Annotated in this window: 23 protein-coding genes; 15 read left to right on the top strand and 8 right to left on the bottom strand. The window is 68.5% G+C overall.

Annotation, left to right across the window (positions count from 1 at the left end; all coding sequences use genetic code 11):
- The first annotated feature begins 1 nt into the window (after position 1).
- From WC555_RS04890 to WC555_RS04870, 5 genes are all read left to right on the top strand, one after another.
- Positions 2-1,372, top strand: a complete 1,371-nt coding sequence (locus tag WC555_RS04890; protein WP_373251667.1) for an NAD(P)/FAD-dependent oxidoreductase — start codon at positions 2-4, stop codon at positions 1,370-1,372.
- Positions 1,369-2,163 carry a DUF1365 domain-containing protein gene (locus WC555_RS04885; RefSeq protein ID WP_373251665.1) on the top strand — a complete coding sequence of 265 codons (795 nt, stop codon included), beginning with the start codon at positions 1,369-1,371 and terminating at the stop codon, positions 2,161-2,163. The genes WC555_RS04890 and WC555_RS04885 overlap by 4 nt, the downstream gene beginning before the upstream one ends.
- A 186-nt stretch (positions 2,164-2,349) precedes the next feature.
- Positions 2,350-3,054: a CoA transferase subunit A gene (locus tag WC555_RS04880; protein WP_373251663.1), complete on the top strand. Its 705-nt coding sequence runs from the start codon at positions 2,350-2,352 to the stop codon at positions 3,052-3,054.
- Complete coding sequence (locus WC555_RS04875) at positions 3,054-3,707, top strand: 3-oxoacid CoA-transferase subunit B (RefSeq protein WP_373251661.1); 654 nt, start codon at positions 3,054-3,056, stop codon at positions 3,705-3,707. Before WC555_RS04880 ends, WC555_RS04875 begins: the two co-directional genes overlap by 1 nt.
- A gap of 51 nt (positions 3,708-3,758) precedes the next feature.
- Positions 3,759-4,604: a hypothetical protein gene (locus WC555_RS04870; protein ID WP_373251660.1), complete on the top strand. Its 846-nt coding sequence runs from the start codon at positions 3,759-3,761 to the stop codon at positions 4,602-4,604.
- Here the strand turns inward: WC555_RS04870 and WC555_RS04865 are convergent.
- From WC555_RS04865 to flgK, 6 genes are all read right to left on the bottom strand, one after another.
- Complete coding sequence (locus tag WC555_RS04865; RefSeq protein WP_373251657.1) at positions 4,601-5,221, bottom strand: ABC-type transport auxiliary lipoprotein family protein; 621 nt, start codon at positions 5,219-5,221, stop codon at positions 4,601-4,603. The genes WC555_RS04870 and WC555_RS04865 overlap by 4 nt on opposite strands.
- Positions 5,218-6,156, bottom strand: coding sequence for an MlaD family protein (locus tag WC555_RS04860; protein WP_373251655.1), 939 nt, complete (start codon positions 6,154-6,156; stop codon positions 5,218-5,220). The genes WC555_RS04865 and WC555_RS04860 overlap by 4 nt, the downstream gene beginning before the upstream one ends.
- A gap of 14 nt (positions 6,157-6,170) precedes the next feature.
- Complete coding sequence (locus tag WC555_RS04855; RefSeq protein WP_373251769.1) at positions 6,171-6,923, bottom strand: ABC transporter ATP-binding protein; 753 nt, start codon at positions 6,921-6,923, stop codon at positions 6,171-6,173.
- A gap of 38 nt (positions 6,924-6,961) precedes the next feature.
- Positions 6,962-8,077 carry an MlaE family lipid ABC transporter permease subunit gene (locus WC555_RS04850; protein WP_373251653.1) on the bottom strand — a complete coding sequence of 372 codons (1,116 nt, stop codon included), beginning with the start codon at positions 8,075-8,077 and terminating at the stop codon, positions 6,962-6,964.
- 243 nt (positions 8,078-8,320) lie between these two features.
- On the bottom strand, positions 8,321-9,250 hold the full coding sequence (locus tag WC555_RS04845; RefSeq protein ID WP_373251651.1) for a flagellin: 930 nt from the start codon (positions 9,248-9,250) through the stop codon (positions 8,321-8,323).
- On the bottom strand, positions 9,250-11,364 hold the full coding sequence (flgK, locus tag WC555_RS04840) for a flagellar hook-associated protein FlgK (RefSeq protein ID WP_373251650.1): 2,115 nt from the start codon (positions 11,362-11,364) through the stop codon (positions 9,250-9,252). Before flgK ends, WC555_RS04845 begins: the two co-directional genes overlap by 1 nt.
- A 393-nt stretch (positions 11,365-11,757) precedes the next feature.
- On the opposite strand from flgK, the gene WC555_RS04835 reads away from it, so the two are divergent.
- The 6 genes from WC555_RS04835 to WC555_RS04810 all read left to right on the top strand — a co-directional run bounded on the left by WC555_RS04835 (position 11,758) and on the right by WC555_RS04810 (position 17,647).
- A complete protein-coding gene (locus tag WC555_RS04835) occupies positions 11,758-13,095 on the top strand; it encodes a flagellar hook-length control protein FliK (RefSeq protein WP_373251648.1) in 1,338 nt (445 codons plus the stop codon).
- A 3-nt stretch (positions 13,096-13,098) separates the two neighbouring features.
- Positions 13,099-13,791 (top strand): flagellar hook assembly protein FlgD, encoded by a 693-nt coding sequence (locus WC555_RS04830; protein ID WP_373251647.1) that lies wholly within the window; start codon positions 13,099-13,101, stop codon positions 13,789-13,791.
- A 59-nt stretch (positions 13,792-13,850) separates the two neighbouring features.
- Positions 13,851-15,305 carry a flagellar hook protein FlgE gene (gene flgE / locus WC555_RS04825; protein WP_373251646.1) on the top strand — a complete coding sequence of 485 codons (1,455 nt, stop codon included), beginning with the start codon at positions 13,851-13,853 and terminating at the stop codon, positions 15,303-15,305.
- Between the two features lie 163 nt (positions 15,306-15,468).
- Positions 15,469-15,756, top strand: a complete 288-nt coding sequence (locus WC555_RS04820; RefSeq protein WP_055831520.1) for a DUF1153 domain-containing protein — start codon at positions 15,469-15,471, stop codon at positions 15,754-15,756.
- Positions 15,757-15,873: 117 nt separating this feature from the next.
- Positions 15,874-17,085, top strand: a complete 1,212-nt coding sequence (gene mnmA, locus WC555_RS04815) for a tRNA 2-thiouridine(34) synthase MnmA (protein WP_373251644.1) — start codon at positions 15,874-15,876, stop codon at positions 17,083-17,085.
- Positions 17,078-17,647: a hemerythrin domain-containing protein gene (locus WC555_RS04810; protein WP_373251642.1), complete on the top strand. Its 570-nt coding sequence runs from the start codon at positions 17,078-17,080 to the stop codon at positions 17,645-17,647. Before mnmA ends, WC555_RS04810 begins: the two co-directional genes overlap by 8 nt.
- A 129-nt stretch (positions 17,648-17,776) precedes the next feature.
- On the opposite strand, the gene WC555_RS04805 is transcribed toward WC555_RS04810, so the two are convergent.
- A complete protein-coding gene (locus WC555_RS04805; protein ID WP_373251640.1) occupies positions 17,777-18,613 on the bottom strand; it encodes an acyl-CoA thioesterase in 837 nt (278 codons plus the stop codon).
- A 171-nt stretch (positions 18,614-18,784) separates the two neighbouring features.
- Between WC555_RS04805 and WC555_RS04800 the strand changes: the two genes are divergently transcribed.
- The 3 genes from WC555_RS04800 (at position 18,785) to WC555_RS04790 (ending at position 21,166) form a co-directional block, all read left to right on the top strand.
- Positions 18,785-19,288 carry a winged helix-turn-helix transcriptional regulator gene (locus WC555_RS04800; RefSeq protein ID WP_373251638.1) on the top strand — a complete coding sequence of 168 codons (504 nt, stop codon included), beginning with the start codon at positions 18,785-18,787 and terminating at the stop codon, positions 19,286-19,288.
- Positions 19,289-19,357: 69 nt separating this feature from the next.
- Positions 19,358-20,539: an acetyl-CoA C-acyltransferase gene (locus tag WC555_RS04795; protein WP_373251635.1), complete on the top strand. Its 1,182-nt coding sequence runs from the start codon at positions 19,358-19,360 to the stop codon at positions 20,537-20,539.
- A gap of 288 nt (positions 20,540-20,827) precedes the next feature.
- Positions 20,828-21,166, top strand: coding sequence for a VOC family protein (locus WC555_RS04790; RefSeq protein WP_373251633.1), 339 nt, complete (start codon positions 20,828-20,830; stop codon positions 21,164-21,166).
- 7 nt (positions 21,167-21,173) lie between these two features.
- Here WC555_RS04790 and WC555_RS04785 read toward each other — a convergent pair whose 3' ends face one another.
- On the bottom strand, positions 21,174-21,548 hold the full coding sequence (locus tag WC555_RS04785; protein ID WP_373251631.1) for a hypothetical protein: 375 nt from the start codon (positions 21,546-21,548) through the stop codon (positions 21,174-21,176).
- Between WC555_RS04785 and WC555_RS04780 the strand changes: the two genes are divergently transcribed.
- A partial coding sequence (locus tag WC555_RS04780) for a hypothetical protein (protein WP_373251629.1) occupies positions 21,541-21,743 on the top strand: 203 nt, incomplete at its 3' end. The two genes, WC555_RS04785 and WC555_RS04780, sit on opposite strands and share 8 nt — an antisense overlap.

Below are 21,743 nucleotides of genomic sequence, written 5' to 3'. Positions count from 1 at the left end.
CATGACCCCCCAACTCGTCGCCACGACTGAACCGCCCGTCGGCAAGCGCATCGCCGTGGTCGGTTCGGGCATATCGGGCCTGTCCTGCGCCTGGCTGCTGTCGCAGTCGCACGACGTGACCCTGTTCGAGGCGGACGGCCGGCTGGGCGGCCACTCCCACACCGTCGACGCCCCCTCGCCCAGCGAACCGGTCGCCGTCGACACGGGCTTCATCGTCTATAACGAAGCCAACTATCCCAATCTGACCGCCCTGTTCGAACATCTGGAGGTGCCGACCAAACCGGCCATGATGTCCTTCGCCGTCTCCCTCGACGACGGCGCGTTCGAATACTGCAGCCAGGGGCTCGGCGCCCTGTTCGCCCAGAAGCGCAACTACGCCAGCCCCAAATTCTGGCGCATGATCGGCGACCTGCTGCGCTTCCAGAAACAGGCCCCCCGCGACCTCGCGGCGCTGGAACGGTCCGGCGAAACCCTCGACGCCTATCTGACCCGCGGCGGCTACGGCGCCCTGTTCCGCGAGGCCCATCTGCTGCCCCAGGCCGCCGCCATCTGGTCATGCACCATGGGACAGATGGCCGGCTATCCGGCCGCCTCCTTCGTGCGCTTCTACATGAACCACAATCTGCTCAAGGTGGACCTGAAGCCGACCTGGCGCACGGTCGACGGCGGCAGCCGGTCCTATGTGACCCGGCTGGCCGAGGCCTTCCGCGGCCGCGTCGTCACCGACGCCGGCGTCACCGGCGTGCTGCGCGGTCTCGACGGCGCCGCCCTGCGCTTCGCCGACGGCCGGCTGGAGCGGTTCGACGCCGTCGTCCTGGCCACCCATTCCGATCAGGCCCTGGCCCTTCTGGAGTCCTCCTCGGCCGAGGACCGGCGTCTGCTCGGCGCTATCCGGTACCGCCCCAACAGGGTCATCCTGCACCGCGACACGTCGCTGATGCCGAAACGGCGCAAGGCCTGGGCCGCCTGGACCCACCTCGGCTATTCCGACCGCGCGGGCGAGGGCGGCGTCACCTACTGGATGAACGAGCTTCAAAGCCTGCCCGGCCCGCCCCTCTTCGTCAGTTTGAACCCCGCCAAGGCGCCCGATCCCGAACTGATCCTTGGCGAATGGGACTATGAGCACCCCGTCTTCGACGCCGCCGCCGTCGCGGCCCAGTCGGACCTGTGGAGCCTGCAGGGCCGCCGCAATGTCTGGTTCGCGGGGGCCTGGTTCGGCTCGGGCTTCCACGAGGATGGATTGCAGGCCGGCCTGGCCGTCGCCGAACAGCTGGGCGGCGTCCGCCGTCCGTGGACCGTGGCCAACGAGAGCGGCCGTATCCATGTGCGCGCCCCGGCGGCCGCGCCCGGGCGGCTGACCGAGGCGGCGTGACCCCCCGTCCTGCAGGCGCGCCCGCCTCCGCCCTCTACGTCGGCGAGGTCGTCCATCAGCGCACCCGGACCTTCGACCACCGCCTGCGTTACCGCCTCTGGATGGTGCTGGCGGATCTCGACGAGCTGGGCGGGCTTCAGGACCGCCTGCGCCTGCTGGGCCGTCGCTTCGGCCCGGTCACCCTGCGCGCCTCGGACCACGGCGACCGGTCCGGTCGTCCGCTACGCTTCCAGATCGAACGCCATCTGGCCGACGCGGGCATCGACATCGCCGGCGGCCCGATCCGCCTGCTGACCATGCCCCGCATCCTCGGCTACGGCTTCAATCCGATCAGCGTCTTCTTCTGCCACACGCCGGACGGCGCCCTCGCCGCCCTGCTCTACGAGGTCACCAACACCTTCCACGAACGGCACAGCTATCTGGTCGCTGTTCCCGCGAACCAGACGGGCGCGGTGCGGCAGACAGCGGAAAAACAACTCTTCGTCTCCCCCTTCATGGACCGCGACCTGACCTACGACTTCACGGTCCGCCCGCCCGGGGACGCCGTCTCCATCGTCGTCGCCGTTCGCCGGGGCGACACGCCGATCCTGACCGCCAGCTTCGCCGGACGCCGCCGCCCCCTGACCGACGGCCAGCTTTTGCGCGCCTTCGTGACCCACCCGCTCCTGACCTGGAAGGTCACCTGGGGCATCCATTGGGAAGCCTTCCTCGGCATCCTCAAGGGCGCCCGCTACCGCGAACGCGGCGCCCCGCCCGCGCATCCGGTCACCACGGGCTCCGTCCGATTCTGACGTAGGCCGGCGCCATATTGGGGCGTGGCGGTCCCGGGATCCACCTTCGAACGAGGCGAACGGAGTAGACGAAGTAGACTCTCTAGACTGTGTTTTTTTCCACTCGCCTTGCCCGTCCCGCGCCCTCACGCTAGGGACGAACCACGGCCGCCGATATTCATCAGGCGGTGAAAATATGAGGAAGCGATGCGGAAGATCTTCCCCGACGCGGCGTCCGCCCTCGAGGGCCTGACCTTCGACGGCATGACCGTCATGTCCGGCGGCTTCGGCCTGTGCGGCATTCCCGAGCACCTGATCGCCGCCCTGCGCGACAGCGGGACCAAGGGTCTGACCGTCATCTCCAACAACGCGGGCGTCGACGGCTTCGGCCTCGGCCAGCTGCTGGAGACCCGCCAGATCGCCAGGATGATCTCGTCCTACGTCGGCGAGAACAAGGAGTTCGAGCGCCAGTATCTGGCCGGCGAGCTGCAGCTCGAGTTCAACCCCCAGGGCACCCTGGCCGAGCGCATCCGCGCCGGCGGCGCGGGCATCCCCGCCTTCTTCACCGCCACCGGCGTCGGCACCCTGGTCGCCGAGGGCAAGGAGGTCCGCAATTTCGCGGGCCGCGACTACGTCATGGAGACCGGCCTCGTCGCCGACCTGTCGATCGTCAAGGCGTGGAAGGCTGATGGCCGCGGCAATCTCCAGTTCCGCAAGACCGCCCGCAACTTCAATCCGATGATGGCCACCGCCGGCAAGGTCACCGTGGTCGAGGTCGAGCACATTGTCCCGACCGGCTCGCTGGACCCCGACCAGATCCACACCCCCGGCATCTATGTCGACCGCATCGTCCTGACCGTGCCAGAGAAGCGCATCGAACAACGCACTGTCCGCACCCGGGAGACCGCATAATGGCCCGCACCCGCGAACAACTGGCCGAACGCGCCGCGCACGAGCTGCAGGACGGCTTCTACGTCAACCTCGGCATCGGCATCCCGACCCTGGTCGCCAACTACATCCCTCGCGGCATGGAGGTCACCCTCCAGTCCGAGAACGGCATGCTGGGCATGGGCCCCTTCCCCTATGAGGACGAGGTCGACGCCGACCTGATCAACGCCGGCAAACAGACCATCACCGAGATCCCCGAGAGCAGTTATTTCAGCTCGGCGGACAGCTTCGCCATGATCCGCGGCGGCCACATCAATCTGTCGATCCTCGGCGCCATGGAAGTGGCCGAGAACGGCGACATCGCCAACTGGATGATTCCCGGCAAGCTGGTGAAGGGCATGGGCGGCGCCATGGACCTGGTCGCGGGCGTCAAGCGCGTGGTCGTGGTCATGGACCACGCCAACAAGCACGGCCAGTCCAAGGTGCTGAAAGCCTGCACCCTGCCCCTGACCGGCGCGGGCGTGGTCAGCCGCATCATCACCGACCTGTGCGTCTTTGACGTCAAGCCCGACGGATCGGGTCTGGAGCTGATCGAACTGGCCGACGGCGTGACCCTGGACGAGGTCGCGAGCAAGACCGAGGCCAGCTACACCGTTGCGGCCGACCTGAACTCGTAGTCATACTCCGCCCCGACCGGCCGCAGAGCCGGCGTGGGTGGAGCAGAAGTCATGGCGGACGGATCCTATCGCTGGTTCGGCCATGCGCCCGAACCCGATGCGGCCCGCGTGGCCGCCATCCATGCGGCCTGGGACGAGGCGACCGCCCATGCCTTCGGCGAGCCCGCCCGCGCCGCCGCCGTCGAACGGCTCGAGCGGGCTCTCGCCGCGGCCCGCGTCGGCGACCTGGCCGGCGTCGCCGACAGCCTGGCCGGCACGCGCTCCCTGATCGAAGCCTTGCAGCCCCGGGCGCTGGAGCGCCGCCGGGGCCTCGCCAGCCTCTTCGACAGCCGCGGCAAGCGGTTGAAGCGGTTCCGCGCGGCGTACCGCGACGCGGCCGCCCGCCTGACCGACAGCGTCGCCGCCCTGCCCGAATGGACCGAGGCCGCCGCCCGCCGCTCGGGCGCCCTCGAGACCCTGTGGGGCGAGCTTCGCGACGCCGTCGCCGATCTCGACGCCCACCTCGCCGCCGCCGCGCGTCGGCTGACCGGCCAGGCGCCGGCCGAGGACGGCCCTCCCCACCCGCTGAAAGCCCGCAAGGCGACGCTCGACGACTGTCGCGCCGCCGCCCTCCAGTCCCTGCCGTTGATCCGGAGCGCCCAGAACGCCGACGCCCGCGCCTCGGAAGCCCTCAGGACGTGCGGCGAAGGCCTGACCGCCTGGCGCGACGACTGGCGCGAGGCGCTGGGCCTCTCCGGAAAGCGGCCGCGCCGCATCCGGCCCGACGCGGAACGGCTGGCGCGCAGCCGTGATCAGGTGTTGGCCCGTCTCGACCGGACCCTCGCCGAACTGAAGGCGCTGGGCGCGCGCCGAAACGATGTCGAAGGCCGGCTGGCCGCCCTCAGGACGCCGCTCTAGCGTCCGCCCGCATTGGCTTCGGTCCAGGCCACGATCTGGGTGTTCAGATCGCGCGTGGCGACATCAAAGGCCTCGACTATGGAAGACACCCGGTTCTCCGAGGCCGGCTGCTCGACGCTGAACATCCGCTCGGCGGCGACATTGCGCTCCGGCAGCGTCGTCACCCGCGCGCGGGCCGTGATGACCACGGTGGGCGCGACGCCGGGCGCGTCATAGCGGGCCTCGAAGGCGCGCATGTCGATGTCGAGGCTGCGGCCGCCCCGGACAATCTCGCGGGCGCCGACCAGCCGCACCCGCGTGGCCTGACCGGCGAAGGCGTTCTCCAGGCTCTCCATGTACAGGTCGGCCGCCGGCGACACCCAGCGCGCGCCCTTGATGTAGGCAGTCTCCGTGCCGGTGACGCCCAGCAGACGGTCGCCCTCGACCGCCTCCGGGAACTCGACCCGCCGCAGCGCGATCGCCGTCGCCGTGGATCCGACGCTCTCCGACACCACCGGCGCGGGACCGCCGAACCGGTAGGTCTGGACGGGATCGGGTGAACTCAGCAGGGCGCAGCCCGCGAGCATGGACGCGGCGACGCCGACGGCGGTCAGCCGGATGAGGGACGAACGGATCACGGCTGGACCTCCATTTCCTTGGTCGGCGCGCGGCCGATGAAGTCGCGCGGGCTGGACCGCACCTCCTCCACCAGGCCTTCAAGCGCCCGGGTGGCGTCTTCCAGGCTCTGGATCGACTGCTGCAGCTGGGGCAGGCCGGTGGTGGCGAAGTCGTTCACCGGCCGCTCAAGCCCGCTGATGGTGCGGTTGGCCGCTGTCGCGGCCTCCGCCGCCTGATCGGCCGCCCGGTTGATGTTGGCGATGGCCTGACGGCCGTCGCCCTCGACCAGCTGACGGGCGCTGACGCCCAGGGCCTGGTATTCGCCGATCGCCGCGTTGGCCTTGGTCAGCGCCTGCTCGAGCTGGGCGAACATTCCCTTGCGCGCCTCGAGCTCGCTGGACAGGGCCTCAACGTTCTTCACGCTGGTCGAGAAGGAGCGGATGTTGTCATCCGACAGCACCCGGTTGATCCGGTTCAGCGCATCCACCGTCTGGGCCAGCACCGTACCCGAGCCGCTGAGCAGCTCGGCGATCGGCGACGGCTGGCTCTGGATCACGGGCACGACATTGTCGGGATACTGGGTCTTCAGGATCGCGCTCTGCGGGTTGCCGGCCGTGATCTGGATGTAGTTCAGGCCGGTGATGCCCTGCGGCTCCAGCTGGGCGCGCGAGGTCACGCGCACCGGCGTCGTGCCGTCCACCCGGATGCGGGCGATGACCTGGTCGCCCTTCTTGGGGTCGAGATTCAGGTCGGTCACCTCGCCGACGCGGATGCCGTTGAAGTGGACTTCACCCCCCTCGGACAATCCGCGCACCGGCCCGTAGAAGACGATGTCATAGACGTCGTAATCGTTGTTGAACTGCAGGCGGGCCAGCCAGATGCTGAACACCGCCAGCGCCGCCAGAAGGGCGATGGTGGCGATGCCGACGGCGGCGTAATGGGCGTCTCGTTCCATCGGGTCCGCTCTCCTCAGGCGGCTCTGTCGGCAGCGCGACCGCGCGGCCCCAGAAAATATTCCTTGATCCAGGGATGATCAGAACGCTCGAGCTCCTGAACCGTCGCCTTGGCCACAATGCGTTTGTCGGCGACCACCGCCACCTTGTCGGTAATGGCGTACAGACTGTCGAGGTCGTGGGTGATCATGAACACCGTCAACCCGAGATCGTCAGCCAGCCGCCGGATCAGGTCATCAAAGGCCGCGGCGCCGATGGGGTCGAGGCCGGCGGTCGGTTCGTCGAGGAACAGCAGTTCCGGATCCAGCGCCAGGGCGCGCGCCAGGCCGACGCGCTTGCGCATGCCGCCGGACAGTTCGGCGGGCTTCAGATGGTGCGATTCCGGCTTCAAGCCGACCATGGCGATCTTCATCTCGGCCAGTTCGCGGATGACGGTCTTGGGCAGGCGGGTGTGTTCGACCAGCGGCGAGGCGACATTCTCGATCACGCTCAGCGCGGAGAACAGGGCGCCCTGCTGGAACAGGATCCCCGTTCGGCGTTCGACGTCGCCCTCCTCAGCCGCGGTCATGGTGGCGCGGTCGTAGCCCAGGATGCTGACCGAGCCGCCCTCGGGCTCCTTGAGGCCGATGATCGAGTTCAGCAGAACCGTCTTGCCGGAACCGGAGCCTCCAACGACGCCCAGCACCTCGCCGCGCTCGACGACGAGGTCGAGGTTTTCGTGGATAATCCGCTCTCCGAACTGGCTCAGCAGGCCGCGCACCTCGATCATGTATTCGGGGGCGGTCGCCGGGGTTGCGGCCAGGGCGGTCACCAGTTCAACTCCAGGAAGATCATCGCGAAGACGGCGTCCAGGAAGATGATGGCGAAGATGGCCTGGACCACGGCGGCGGTGACCCGGCGGCCGAGGCTCTCGACGTCGCCCGCAACCGACATGCCCTGGCGGCAGCCAATCGCCGCGATGACCACGGCAAAGACCGGCGCCTTGAGCAGCCCGACCCCGAGGTGGGTGCTCATCTTCGAATCTTCGGTCATGCGCTGGATGAAGAAGGCTGGCCCGTAGCCCAGCTCGGCCCAGGTGACGATCAGCCCGCCGAACAGGCCGGCGATCATGCCGACGAAGGTCAGCAACGGCAGCATGGCGAGCATCGCGGCGAGGCGAGGGATCACCAGCGCCTGGAACGGATTGACCCCCATCACCTGCATGGCGTCGACCTCCTGGTTCATCCGCATCGAGCCGATCTCGGCCGCGAATGACGAGGATGACCGCCCGGCCAGCAGCACGGAGGTGATGACCACCGCGAACTCGCGCAGCACCGAGACCGCGACCAACTGCACGGTGAAGACGCCGGCGCCGAACTGGGTCAGCAGATTGGCGCCCAGAAAGGCGATAACCGCGCCGATGAAGAAATTCGTCGTGGCGATGATGGGAATTGCATCCAGACCCGACCGCTCGCCCTGGCTGAACCATGCAGCCCAGCGAATCCGTCCGGGATGGCGCAGGGCCGTTCCGACCGCCACGATCAGCCGACCGAAGAAAGCCATCGACAGCGTAGCTTCGGCCGCGATATCGCCCACGCCGCGGCCGACCTTGGCGAAGCCGCGCACCCATCCGGGCGACTGCTTCGGCGGGACGGCGCTTTCACGCTCCAGCTTCGCCACCATTGCGAAGGTTCGGCCGGCCTCGGGACGCTGGGTCCAGGCGGACGTGGGCAAGACGCAGTTGTGGGCCTGGACTAGGGCCAGGGCCCCGGCGGTGTCGAAGCGACCCATGTCGGACAGGTCGACCGCCTCGACCTTCCGGTCATGCAACTCCTCGTCGAGGCGGCGCGAAATCCGCCCCAACTCGGTCGCCGTCCAGTCGCCGGTCAGACGCAGGGTCAGGCCCGGCCCGCCGTCGTCGATCTGGAAATCCGCTGCGGCCATGCCCCTACCTAGATTGCGCCGTCCATTTTGCCTACGCCGGCCGAACGTCAAAGCTGGGGCAGACACCACAACGCAGCCCGGTCGTATTCGTTCAGCCACGGTTTCAGGCGTTTACGGACAAGAGCAACCTCCGGACGCGTTTCGGATCCTCGACGCGAGGCGCGTGCCATCAGGCTGGGCGCTCGCCTGCTCGCCCTCGTTGGTGGTCGCAACCTTGCCGGGCCGTAACGGCGATTTGTCGCGTCAGCTCAGATAGTTGAGAAGCGACACTTGACGCAGCTGGCTGATGACCTGCGCCGAAGCCTCTATGGCGATCTGCGACAATTGCAGATCGGTCACCGCCTTGGCCATGTCCGCATCCGTCCGGCCTGACACCAGTTCATCCAGGGCATTCTTCTGGGCTGTGTGGCCGGTCGAGATGCTTTCCACCTGCTTGGCCAGCGAGCCGGTCTTGGCGACCTTGTCGATGACCGCCGTGCCGGCCTGTTCCAGCCGGCTGAGCTGGGTGGTCAGGAAGGTCTTCTGCGCCTCGGTCAGCTTGCCGGTCAGCGGCCCCTGCCCGATCGTGGCGTGGAAATTCTGCACGTCGCGAAGGATGGTCAGTACATCCGTACCCAGTTCGTCGGCGAGGAAGCCGGTTTCCAGCGTCGTTCCGTCCGCGACGCGGCTGGCCGTCTTCAGGGTGTCGTTCCGGAACACGGAGGCGACGCTGGGCGCGGCGGACAATTCGCTCAGGTTGGCGGCGTCGAGCGGCGCGGTCGTGGTTGAGGCGCCGGCGAACAGGTAGCCGCCCTGGTGCCGCATGTTCAGGCCGCCCCGGATTGACTGGAAATTGCCTTCCATCTCCAGCATGAGCGACCCGGCGGAATCGGTGGACAGCGCATCTCCGATCGCTTCGCGCAGGCCGCTGATGCCGTCGTTGATCTGGTTCATGGCCAGATCCTGGGTTGTCAGCCGCGACGTCACGGCTTCGGCCGTGTCGATAAAGCCCTGAATGCGGCTCTGCGCGCCCTTCAGCGCCGTCAGCGTTTCGGACTGGCGGCCAAACCCCGTCAGGTCTGTGGCGTTCTTCTGGGTCGACACACGCTCCTGCGCTTCAGCCGAGCGGATCTGGGTGTTCATCAGGTTCAGCAGGGCTGACTGATAGTTTCCAAAAGTGGCGACGCGGGTCATCAGACTATCCCCATCAGCGTGTCGTACATGTCCTTGCAGGCCTGGATCAGGCGGGCGGACGCGTTGAAGGCCTGTTGGTAGGTCGTCATCAGCACCAGCTCCTCGTCCAGGTTGACGCCCTCGTACGCAGTCTGGCGGGAGCTGGCCTCGGTATACAGGGCGGCCGACGTCTCCTGGCGGTTCTTGGCCGCCGCCGCGCGGCCGCCGATCTCGCCGGACAGTTCCGAGGCGTAGCGGGACACCGATATCGTCCCCCCCGTGGATCCGCCCGCCGGCTGGAAATTGGCCGACCGCTCTCCGGCGTCGGCCAGGACGAGCGCGCCGCGGCCGTCGCCCGTGCTGAGCGCCGGAGTGCCCGCGGCCGCCGACAGGTTGAGTTGCGCGAGAGCCAGCTTCGACGGGGTCTGCCGGATGTCGGTGCGCAGCGAGAAGCCGTCCGCGCGCGAAGACCGGACTCCCCCGGCGATGCCGAACAGCTCGGTGACCGACACGCCCGACGGGACCTGGGTCGTCGTATCCGCCAGGACGCTGAGGGTCGGGGCCGGATTGCCGTAGCCCGTGAAGCTCAGGCAGCCGTCGGCCGCCAGCGAGAAGGCGCCGAAGCGGCCGACGCCGAGCGCCGGGTCGTTGAGGCGGTTGATCAGATCGCCGACCGTCCCGCCGGGGGGAACCGAAACCGCGATATCACGCAGTTTCGCCCCGGTCTCGCCGGTGAAACGGAAGGTCAGTGTCTCACCGGCCGTAAAGCCGTGCGGAGAGCTCACCGTCAGGCCGTTGTCATAAAAGGCCGGGCGGTCAGTCGATATCAGGTCGTTCAGGCCGAAATAGTGCGAGAAGCCCCGACCGGCCTTGTCAGAGGGGGCCGTCGCATCGTCGGCCACGGCGACGCCATTCGGCGTGGTGGCGGTGATGCTGAGGCGGCCATTGGCGAAGCTGGCGGTGGCCGATCCGCCCAGTTGGGTGTTCAGCTCGGTGAGAAAGTTGGCGGGCGTAGTGGCCACGCCGTTCACCGTCATGGTCGCGCCGGAGAAGACGATGTCGGCCCGGGTCTGGATGACGCCTGCGGCATTGATCACCGCCACCGTCGTCCGGCCCGTGAAGCCGGCGATGGCGCTCTCGAACGACTGGCCCACATTGCGTCCGGTCAGGCTTGTCGGGGCGGGCACGGAAGCGTTGGCGTTGTGCGCCCGGTTCAATTCGTCGGCGACATGGGACACCAGTTCAGCCAGCCGCTCGGCGGCCGCCGGCGCCTCGACGTCGCGCAATTCGACGAGACCCTTGATCTCGCCCGAGGTGACGCTGTCCAGCAAGGAACGCTTCTGGCCGCCAGGCTCCGTGATCCAGATGTCGTTGAAGGCGGTCTCGCCGGTGACCGTGCCGGCCCGGTTGTAATCCAGGGTCGCCGCGCCTTCCCCGGCCAGCAGGGTGCCGGACCCTGTGCGGATCGACACGCCGCCGACGGATCGGACCGAAACCCGGATGTCGACCAGCTCCGCCAACTGTCCGATCAAGGCCGACTGGGCCGTTTCGGCGCCCGAGGCGTCGCCGCTCACGGCCGTTGCGCGGGCGATTTCGAGGTTCAGGCTCTCGATCTGTTTGAGCAGGCCGTTGGTCTTTTCCACCGCGCTCTGAATCCGGCCGTCGGCGTCCTCGCGGACGGCCTGGATCTGCTTGCCGATGCGCCCCGCCTCGTCGAACAGGGCCTGGGTCTTGAACAGGGCGTCCTGGCGGCGCGGAGATGAGGTCGGGTCCTCGGCGCTGGCGGCGAAGGCCGAAAACACGCCGTCGACCTGGGAGAAGAAGCCGGTGTCGCCGCCCGGGTCGCCGAACAGCGACTGGATGCGGTCATACAGTTCGTAACGCACGCTTTCGCGCGCGGCGTTGGCGCCTGCGTTCAGGCTGGCGGCCTGCAGGAAGCGGTCGGTCGCCAGACGGATGCGCGACACCTCGACGCCCGAGCCCATGCCCTGGCTGGTCATGGTGGTCTGATCGGCGATCTTGCGGACATAGCCGGGCGTGTTGACGTTGGAGACATTGTCCGAAACGACGCGCAACTGGGTCTGGGCCGTGGCCAGTCCCGAAGTCGCCGTGTTCATGATGGCGTTCAGCGACATCCAGCGGCCTCCATACGGACGGCGCCCGGCAAGCCCTGCCAGCCAACGAGCGCTTTTTGCCCGGCGTCCCGCGAGGGCAGGTGCGGCAAGCCTTTGATTTTACGCGCTATCGCGTTTCGCGCCTGGGTCATGATCACTCAGGAGCGCAAGGGCCGGGCCAGCCGCGGCCGGACCGGTAGACGTCGCTGGCGCCGGGCAAGAATCGTCGGCACGCGGCAAGTTTCGACCGGACGCAAGGCGACGACATCCCTCGGGGGGATTCCTTTTGTCCTGTCTTTTCCGCAACTTCCAACTGCGGCCCGGTTTGGCCCGCGACTTGCGCCATGGGGTCTGAATGTCCGGCGCAGCAAGCGCCCAAGCCACCATCGCCCTTGCGACCATCCCCCCGGGACAATGTCCGCCCTCGCTCTGCCATCCTTCATCGCGTCCGCCAAAGTCAGCGCCCCGCAAGGGTCGACCGGCGCCGAGGACGCATCCGGATTCAGGAGCCTGCTGGCGACCTGCCTCGAGAATGACGCGGAACACGGCAAGACCGACGATCTGATGGTCGCTCCCGCCAACGATGGTGGCGAGCCCGCTCCGGCGACCGTCATGCCGCCCGTCCCCGTCCCCGTCCCCGTCCCCGTCCCCGTCCCCGTCCCGGTCCCGGTCCCGGTCCCGGTCGCGGTCGCGGTCGCGCCGGCGCCTGAAGGCCAGGCCGCCGCTGCTGTCGAAATTCCCGTCGCGTCCATCGCCCCGGAAACAGACTTTTCTTCCCTTTTGCAGAACAGCGGCGCCCAGCTGGCCTCGTCTGTCATGCCGGAGACCAGCGACGGGTCCGTGCCCGCCCGGCAAGCGGCGCCGCCAGTCGCTTCAGCCGCTCCGGATGCCGACGCCGCGGTCGACATCGACGCCTCGGCTGCGACCGCCGACGCGAAGGCGGCGATGGCCGCCGCTACCGCCGCCGCAGGCGTCACTTCGGGCCAGACAGCCCTCCAGCCCCCCCCGCCGCCACTGCGCGCCTTGGCCGAACGGACTTCGCGACCGCTGGATGCGCCCGTCGACAAGGCCGCCGACATCTCGGCTTCCAGCGCGGGAACCACCGAAGCGAAGGACGCCACGGCGGCTGGCTCCCTCGCCCGTTCCAGCCCCGAGCGGTCGGCTGAACCGGCCCAGCCGGCGCCGAAGCCAGCCGCCGACAGCGTAGCAGGATCGGACGGCCCCTCGATCGACGCCGCGCCCGCGGGCGAGAACGTGGCCGCCGCGAACACCTCGACGGCTCAAGCCCGTGAAACAAGCCTCTCCGGCCTGTCGCGCGCCACAATCGACGCCACGGCCCAGATCGCCGCCCAGATTTTGCGCAAGCTGGAAGGCCGCTCGACGCGGTTCGAAATGGCCCTGACCCCCGACGACCTCGGTCGGGTGGATGTGAAACTGGACATCGACTCGGAAGGTCGGCTCGCCGCCCGGCTCGCATTCGATAACCCCGCCGCGGCCACCGACCTGCGCGGTCGGGTCGACGACCTGCGGCGCGAGCTGGAGGACGCCGGCTTCCACCTGGCCGAAGACGCTTTCGAGTTCGCCGAGCGTGACAGCGGGTCCAGCGGCTTCGACCGTGGACAGGACGCCCGTGAAGGCCAGAACCGCGCCTTCACCGCCGCCGCCCGCCTGAACGCGGAAATCGACGTCGCCCAGCCTCCCCGCTGGATGGCGCTCTCCCTCTCGCCCGCGGGCGTGGACTTGAAGGTCTGATCGATGGTCGACGCCGTCACCACCACCACCAACAACGCCACGGACCGGATCGCCGCCGGCAGCGGCATGCTGGCCTCGAATTTCGAGACCTTCCTGGCGCTGCTGACATCGCAGTTGAAAAACCAGGACCCGTTGTCGCCCGTCGACTCCAACCAGTTCACCGCTCAGCTGACCCAGATGGCCGGCGTGGAGCAGCAGTTGCTGACCAACGAACTGCTGAAGAGCCTGGTTTCGACCCAGGCCGGGGGCGATCTGGCCGGCGCGGCCACCTATATCGGCAAGGAAGCCACCGCGGCCTGGTCGGCGACCAAGATGGCCGGCGGCGAGGCGAGCTGGAGCTATGAGCTGGGCGCGAACGCCGCCTCGGCCACGCTGCAGGTGCTGGACGGCTCCGGCAATGTGGTCTGGTCCGGCGACGCGCCGGCGAAAACCACCGGGATGCATGACTTCACCTGGGACGGCGAGGCCACGACCGGAAACGACGGGCAGGACGGTCAGGTCTACACGCTGAAGATCGTCGCCAGGAACGCGACGGGCGGCGCCGTCGACGCCCAGGTCCTGACCCGCGGCCGCATCACCGGCGTCGAAATGTACGAGGGCGAGGCCTTCCTGACGGTCGGCAACTCGATCGTGCCGCTGTCCACCGTCATCGCCCTGGAAGAAGCCAGAGCCCCGTCCGAAGACCTGGCGGCCTGATGCGTCCGCCTGCCTCCCTCCGCAATACCTTGAACCTGTTCTCATAAGGAGCCCGCGCCATGAGTATCAACAGCGCACTACTGGCTGGCGTGTCCGGCCTGACCGCAAACTCCGCCGCCCTGGCGGCGATCTCGCAGAACATCGCGAATGTGAACACCGTCGGCTACAAACGCACCGCCGGCGAGTTCCAGACCGTGATCAACAGCCAGTCCCAAGGCGCAGGCTATTCCGCCGGCGGCGTCCTGGCCTCGGCGCGCCACTACACCAGCCAGGCCGGACAGTTGCAGCGGACCACGTCCGCCACCGATCTGGGCATCGCGGGACAGGGCTTTTTCGTCGTCACCGAGAAACCCGAGAACCTGCAGGTCACGGACAGCCGCCTGTTCACCCGGGCCGGCGCCTTCAGCGTGGACAACATGGGCTATCTGAAGAACACCGCCGGCCTGTATCTGCAGGGCTGGCCCGTCGATGCGGAAGGCAATATCGCCACTGATCCGTCGGACCTGAACCGCCTGCGCACCATCAACGTCGGCTCGGTCGGCGGCACGGCCGAAGCCACCACCCGCATCCAGTTGAACGCCAACATCAAGTCCAGCCAGCTGGTCTCGGCCGAAGCGACGGACGCCGCGGCCATCCCCCCGGGCGCCAACGCCTACAATCCCACGACCAACTCGATGGCCATGTGGGACCCTGAAACCGGCGCGGGCGTCAAACCCGACTTCGAGCTGACCATCCCCGTCTCTGACTCCAAGGGCGGCCAGCGCACTGTCGCGATCGCCTTCCTGAAGAGCACGGTGCCGAACCAGTGGTACTCCGAGATCCGCGCCATACCGGCGTCGGACGTCGTCACCGGCGCGGGCCTGGCCAATGGCCAGCTCAAGACCGGTCTGGTGGCCTTCACCCAGGACGGCCGGCTGGATGTCGACGCCATGGCCGCCCTCGGCGCCCAGGCCCTGTTCCCCGACCCCACCGCCGCGACGTTGACCTTCGGGTCCTCCGACAGTGCGGCGCCGGCGGCCGGCGGCTTCAACTGGGCGCCGGGCCTGGGCATCGACGACCAGTCGCTGGCCTTCGACCTGTCGGCCTCCGCCGGGGGCCTGACGCAGTATGACAGCGCCTCGGTGGTGCAGGCCGTGCTGACCAACGGCACCGCCTTCGGCAACCTGTCCGAGGTCAAGATCGACGACACCGGCTTCGTCACCGCCATCTTCGACAACGGCGTCACGCGCCGGATCGCCCAGATCGCCCTGGCCACCTTCCCCAGCCCGGACAGCCTGTCCCAGACCTCGGGCAACGCCTATCGGGTCAGCCAGGGATCGGGCACCTACAACCTCAAGGCCGCGGGAACCGGCGGCGCCGGGCTGATCGGCGCATCCCAGCTGGAAGCCTCGACCGTCGATCTGTCGGCCGAGTTCACCGGCCTGATCACCACCCAGCGCGCCTATTCGGCGTCTTCCAAGATCATCACCACGGCCGACGAAATGCTGGCCGAGCTGATCAGCATAAAACGCTGATACCTGAGTAACGGGCCGTAAACCTCAATGAATCCATTGTTGAATATTGAGAGGGTGGACGGAAGGCATTTTAGGCTTTCCTTCACCACAACGCTTAAACGGCCCTTAGCCGGAGACCGCTACCGTTCACCCATAGTGGTGGTGGTCAATGAGGCATAAGCCCATGTTGCAAGAGCGACGTCTGAATAGCCGAGGCGAACAATATGTGGTCGGTCCGACGGGCACGCCCCTGACGATGCACGACCTTCCCCCGGCGAATACCGATCGCTGGGTAATCCGCCGCAAGGCAGAAGTGGTGGCCGCCGTGCGTGGCGGTCTGATCAGCCTGGACGACGCGCTCGCGCGTTATCGTCTGACGGCCGAGGAATTCCTGGCGTGGCAGAAGGCCATCGACAAATGGGGCATGCAGGGCCTGCGCACGACGCGGATCCAGCACTACGGCCGCCCCTAAGACATTCTCCCCGAGCCGACCGCGGCCGCTTCCGGAAACGGAGGCGGCCGTTGTCGTTTCCGGCCCTGTTTTGCTCCGGCCTCGAAATCGCGCGGGTTTCGCACTAGATAGCGCCCCATGACGCTCGCCGAGCCCCTCTGCCCGATCCCCGACATCGCCCCCATGACCGGCAAGGCCGACATGGACGCGGCGATCGAGTCCGCGCGCGCGGCCGTCGGCCTGCCGGTCGGGTCGCGGGTGGTGGCGGCCATGTCGGGCGGAGTGGACTCCACCGTGGTGGCCGCCCTGCTGCACAAGGCCGGCTATGACGTCGTCGGCGTGACCCTGCAGCTCTATGATCACGGCGCGGCGCTGAAGAAGAAGGGCGCCTGCTGCGCCGGGCAGGACATCCACGACGCCCGGCTGGCGGCGGAGATGCTGGGCATACCCCACTATGTCCTCGACTACGAAAGCCGGTTCCGCGACGCCGTCATCGACCAGTTCGCCGACAGCTATCTGGCGGGCCAGACGCCGGTGCCCTGCATCCGCTGCAACCAGACTGTGAAGTTCCGCGACCTGCTGGACGTCGCCCGCGACCTGGGCGCCGAGGCCATGGCCACGGGCCACTATGTGCGGCGCTCGGTCGTCAACGACCGGGCCCAGATGCGCAAGGCGATCGACCATTCGCGCGACCAGTCCTACTTCCTGTTCGCCACGACGGCGCAGCAGCTGGACTATCTGCGCTTCCCGCTGGCCGATCTGGAGAAGCCCCAGGTGCGCGGCGTGGCTCTGGAGCTGGGCCTGCGCATCGCCGCCAAGCCGGACAGTCAGGACATCTGCTTCGTCCCCAACGGCGACTATCGCACCCTGATCGACAAGCTGCGTCCGCAAGGTCGTGAGGCCGGCGACATCGTGCATATGGACGGCCGGGTGCTGGGCGGCCATTCGGGCATCACCGACTACACCATCGGCCAGCGCCGGGGTCTGAACGTCGCGGTGGGCGAGCCGCTGTTCGTGACCCGGCTGGATCCGGCGAAGCGCCATGTCATCGTCGGCCCGCGCGAAGCCCTGCTTACGGCGTCGCTGACGCTGGACGAGACCAACTGGCTGGGCGACGAGGCGGACATCGAGGCGGCGGCGCAGGCCGGCGCTCCCGTGCTGGCCCGCGTGCGCTCGACGCGTCCGCCCTCCCCGGCTCGCCTGTCGATGGCCGACGGCGCCGTCGCGGTGCTGTTCGAGACCGGCGAGGAAGGCGTGGCCCCCGGTCAGGCCTGCGCCCTCTATGATCCGGCCGATCCCGACCGCCTGCTGGGCGGCGGCTTCATCAAGACGACCACCGCCGTTGTCTGAGACACCCGACGCGCTGGCGGCGCGAGCGTGTCTGCCGGCCGAGTTCCTGTATCTGCGGGACGCCTTTCCGCGCGACCGCTGGGCCTCGACCCTCGACGAGACGGCCGCCTTCTGGCTGCAGATGCACGCCAGCTTCCGGGGGCATCAGGACCTTATGGACGGGCTGATCAGCCAGTGGCGAGCCACCGGGGACGCCGCGGCCTTGCATCGCCAGCTGATCCCGGCGCTGCAGTCCTTCCTGCAGCACCTCGACGGCCACCACCGCATCGAGAGTGGTCAGTATTTCCCCATGATGCGCCGGATCGAGCCGAAGATCGGCGCGGGGATCGACCTGCTCGACCGGGACCACGACGCCATCCACGAGACGCTGGAGGCGATGTTCCGTGACGGTCTGGCGTTTCATCAGGCCGTGACCGGCGGGGCGCCGGACACCGCCGACAAGGCCAACCGGCTGTCGGACCTGATCGATGGAAACGCTCGCCCCCTGCTGCGCCATCTGGAGGACGAGGAGGATATCGTCATCCCCCTGATCCAGCTGCGCGGCCTCGGCGAAGCCGGTTGAAAAACACCGTGCGCATAGTGCGCATAGTGCGCTTCGACCGCTTGACCGGGCCCGGTTGTGAGATTCGATTGTCAAAGATCCGGCGGAAGTCAGCCAAGCATGCGCCTGCGTCAGAATCGGACGCAGGCGTCAGCCGCGCGTCGGCATCAATTTGCGGCGCTGGCGGACCAGCGCCAGCGGGCGGCCGTCCGGGGCCCAGGCGACGCCGTCCTCGACCGCCCAGCCGCTTCCAACGTCCCGGCTGGTGAAGTGGAAGTAGGCCCAGCCCTCCGGCGACGTGTCCGGTGTCAGTTCGGTCAACAGATCGGCGCGCAGGTCGACGCTGGCCGAAATGATCGGCGGCGCCGGGAAGGCCGTGAAATAGGTCGGGTACAGGCCGTCCAGCAGGAACAGCAACCGGGCCTCGTCCAGCGGGGCGGCGTCGACGGTGCGCATCCAGCAGCCGAGCTCGGGCGTCTTACCGGCGTTCTCGCCGAACAGTTTCGGGCCGGCGACGAAGCGGTGATCGATATGCCGCGTGAACCAGGGGCCGAAAACGGGATCCAGCGGCGTCGGCTCAAGCTCGTTAACCGGTCGGGGTGACGCCGTCAGCGGCGTCAGCACGGGCCCGGCGACGTCGCGGCCGTATGTGCCGAGGGCCTGGATGGCGAGGCGGTCGCCCTGCCCCGCGGTGACGGAGGCGTAGGCGACGTTGCGGCCGCCCCGGTTCATCACCGGCGTGAACACCGCCTCCTCGAACCGAGCGGCGGCGAGATACTGGATGGTCAGGCTCTGAAGCGGCGCTTCGACGCCCAACCCCTGACGCATGGCGCCGGCGGCCAGCGCCGCCATCAGGCCGCCGAAGGGCGCGCCGCGCTCCTGCGGCGCGGACCTGGGCGCGTTCGAGAATCCGCCGTCCAGCCGCGCCGTCAGTCCACCCACGCCGTCGTCGGTCAGGGTCAGGGCTTCGGCCAGGGTCCGGGTCATGCTGTGTCGATATCCGGGAGAAAGGGCGGGCGGAAGGCGGGGAGGCCCTCCGCCCGAAGTCGAGGGGATCGGGAGACGCCGCGGCGACTCCGTAGCCAAACAAGACTGACCCAGTCCGTCCAGATTGGCAACCCTCTTGCCAAACGGCTGACGCAGGGTCACTTTCCCATCATGGGACGCACCGCAGACTACTCTCGCCAGAGCTGTTCGATCGCCGCGACGCTCGAGATCATCGGCGATCCGTGGACCCTGCTGGTCATTCGCGACGCCTTCAACGGGGTCAGCCGGTTCGAACAGTGGCAGGAACGGCTGGGCGTCGCCCGCAACGTTCTGGCCGCGCGGCTCAAGACCCTGGTCCAGCACGGGGTTCTGGAGCCCCACCTCTATTCCGAACGCCCGCCGCGCAACGAGTACCGGCTGACGGCCAAGGGCAAGGACCTGTACGGCGTTCTGGTGACCCTGCACGCCTGGGGCGCCCGGCACGTCTATGGCGAGACGGATTCCGGCTTCGCCATGATCCACAAGGAATGCGGTCATGACCTGGCGCCGCGCATCGCCTGCGGACACTGCAACGAGATCGTCAAACCGCGCGACATCCAGCTGGTCCACGCCAAGGACTGCCCGACCGTCGGCGACGTCATGCCGCGCCAGACGGCCGACGAAAAGGCGGCCTGAGCCTCTTGTCTTCCGTCTCGCCGCAGCTCATCCAGCGGCGCAATTTCTCCTCCCAAGGATAGCGTTCCCATGTCCGATCCCGTCGTCATCGTCTCCTTCGCCCGCACGCCCATGGGCGGCTTCCAGGGCGCCCTGTCCGGCGTCAAGGCGACCGAGCTGGGCGCCACGGCGGTGAAGGCGGCGGTCGAGCGCGCGGGCGTCGATCCGGCGAAGATCGAGCAGATCTATATGGGCTGCGTCCTGCCGGCCGGTCTGGGCCAGGCCCCGGCCCGTCAGGCGGCGATCGGCGCGGGGCTCGGCCAGCATGTCGAGGCGACGACGGTGAACAAGATGTGCGGCTCGGGCCTGCAGGCGGTGATGATGGCTTCGGACGCGCTGGCCGCCGGCAGCGCCGACGTCATCGTGGCGGGCGGCATGGAGTCGATGACCGGCGCGCCCTATCTGATGACCAAACATCGCGGCGGGGCCCGCATCGGCCACGATGTGATCGTCGACAGCATGTATATGGACGGCCTCGAGGACGCCTATACGCCCGGCAAGCTGATGGGCAATTTCGCCGAGGACTCGGCCCGGACCTATCAGTTCACCCGCGAGGCCCAGGACGAATACGCCATCGAGAGCCTGACGCGGGCGCGCGCCGCCATCGCCTCGGGCGCCTTCAAGGCCGAAATCACGCCCGTCGAGGTCACCACCCGCAAGGGCGTCGATACCGTCTCCGAGGACGAACAGCCCGGCAAGGCCATGCCGGAGAAGATTCCCAATCTGAAGCCCGCCTTCTCGAAGGACGGCACCATCACCGCCGCCAACGCCAGCTCGATCTCTGACGGCGCCGCGGCCCTGGTGATGACGCGCGAGAGCGTGGCCAAGGCCCTGGGCCTGCCCATCGTGGCGCGCGTCGTCAGCCACGCCGCCCACGCCCACGAACCCGGCCTGTTCACGACGGCCCCCGTTCCCGCCATGCAGAAGGCGCTGAAAAAGGCCGGCTGGAGCGTCGAGGACGTCGATCTGTGGGAGATCAACGAGGCCTTCGCCGTGGTGGCCATGATCGCCATGCGCGACCTGGGCATCGACCGGGCGAAGCTGAACGTCAACGGCGGAGCCACGGCGCTGGGCCATCCGATCGGCGCGTCCGGCGCCCGCATCCTGACCACCCTGCTGGCGGCGCTGCAGGCGCGCGGCGGCAAGAAGGGCGTGGCCAGCCTGTGCATCGGCGGCGGCGAGGCCGTCGCGGTGGCGGTGGAGCTGGCCTGACGCCGACTGACGCCGGAGAGGGCGCGGCAAAGCCAGAACACCCAGGCCTGGGTCAGGTCTCTGACCGGGGCGTCGCCGACGACGGCGCTCCGGCCGGGCGGGCGGGACCGGACGCCGGGCCGCCGGACGGGCGAGCGCGGCGCTCGCCATCAGACGAACAAGGCCGGTCTGGCCGACACCGAGCACGATCATCGCACCGCTCCTGTGTTGCGAATGATTCTCAGCTTTGCGCGAAAGGCGCCGCATGGCAAGCCCGGACCCGGATGGCGTCTCGAACGGAGCATGGCGATGCGTGAAGACGGAAAGCTGGATTATCTCGAACTGCCCGGCGGCGAACTGGACGCGGTCAAAACCTTCTACGGCGCGGCCTTCGGCTGGACCTTCCAGGACTACGGTCCGTCCTATGCCGCCTTCGACGAGGGGCTGGACGGCGGTTTCGACGCGGACCTCGAGGCTGCAACAAAGCCCTTGCCCGTCCTGTTCGCCCACGATCTCGAGGCCATGGCGGCGAGGGTCGAGGCCGCGGGTGGGCGCATCGTCAAGCCGATCTTCGCCTTCCCCGGCGGACGGCGGTTCCACTTCCGCGATCCGGCGGGCAACGAACTGGCCGTGTGGTCGGAGACCTGAACCCGGACTAGCGCACGTCGACGGACTGGGCGATCCCCTCGGCCATGACGCGGTCGGCCCCGTCCAGGCTCATGGTCCAGACGTGGATTTCGCGCGGAGCATCGGGCCGCTGGAACAGATGCTCCATCGCGTGACGCACGCCATCCTCGGTCGAAACCACCGAGGCGCGGCCGCCCGCCTCGACCATCTCGCCGCTGTAGATCGGGAACTGGGAAGCGGGCCCGGCATAGACCATGACGAACGACCGGTCGCCGCGACGGATCGTATAGATGCGGAAGTCCGGGCCGGGCCGGCCGGTGACGATCTCGAATCCCGGCGGCAGGGTGACGGAGAACGGCAGGGCCGCACGGGCCGCGGCGTCCAGGACCGCGACGGTGGACACGTTCGGAGGCGGCGGAACCGGCGCCGGGGCCGGGACGGGGCTGGCCGGCGTGGCGGAAGCCGGCGCGGCGGCCGGCGGGGCGGCGGGACGGACGACAGGGGGAGCGGCCGTGGTCGGGGCTGACGACGCAGCGGGTCGAGGCGTGGTCGCAGACGGCGGGGCGGCCGGTCGGCTCACGACCGGCGCGGGAGCGGC

It is taken from the genome of Brevundimonas sp. (assembly GCF_041648615.1).
Taxonomy (GTDB): domain Bacteria; phylum Pseudomonadota; class Alphaproteobacteria; order Caulobacterales; family Caulobacteraceae; genus Brevundimonas.
The sequence above is the reverse complement of the archived record's forward strand: the minus strand, read 5'-3'. Positions and strand labels throughout refer to the sequence as shown.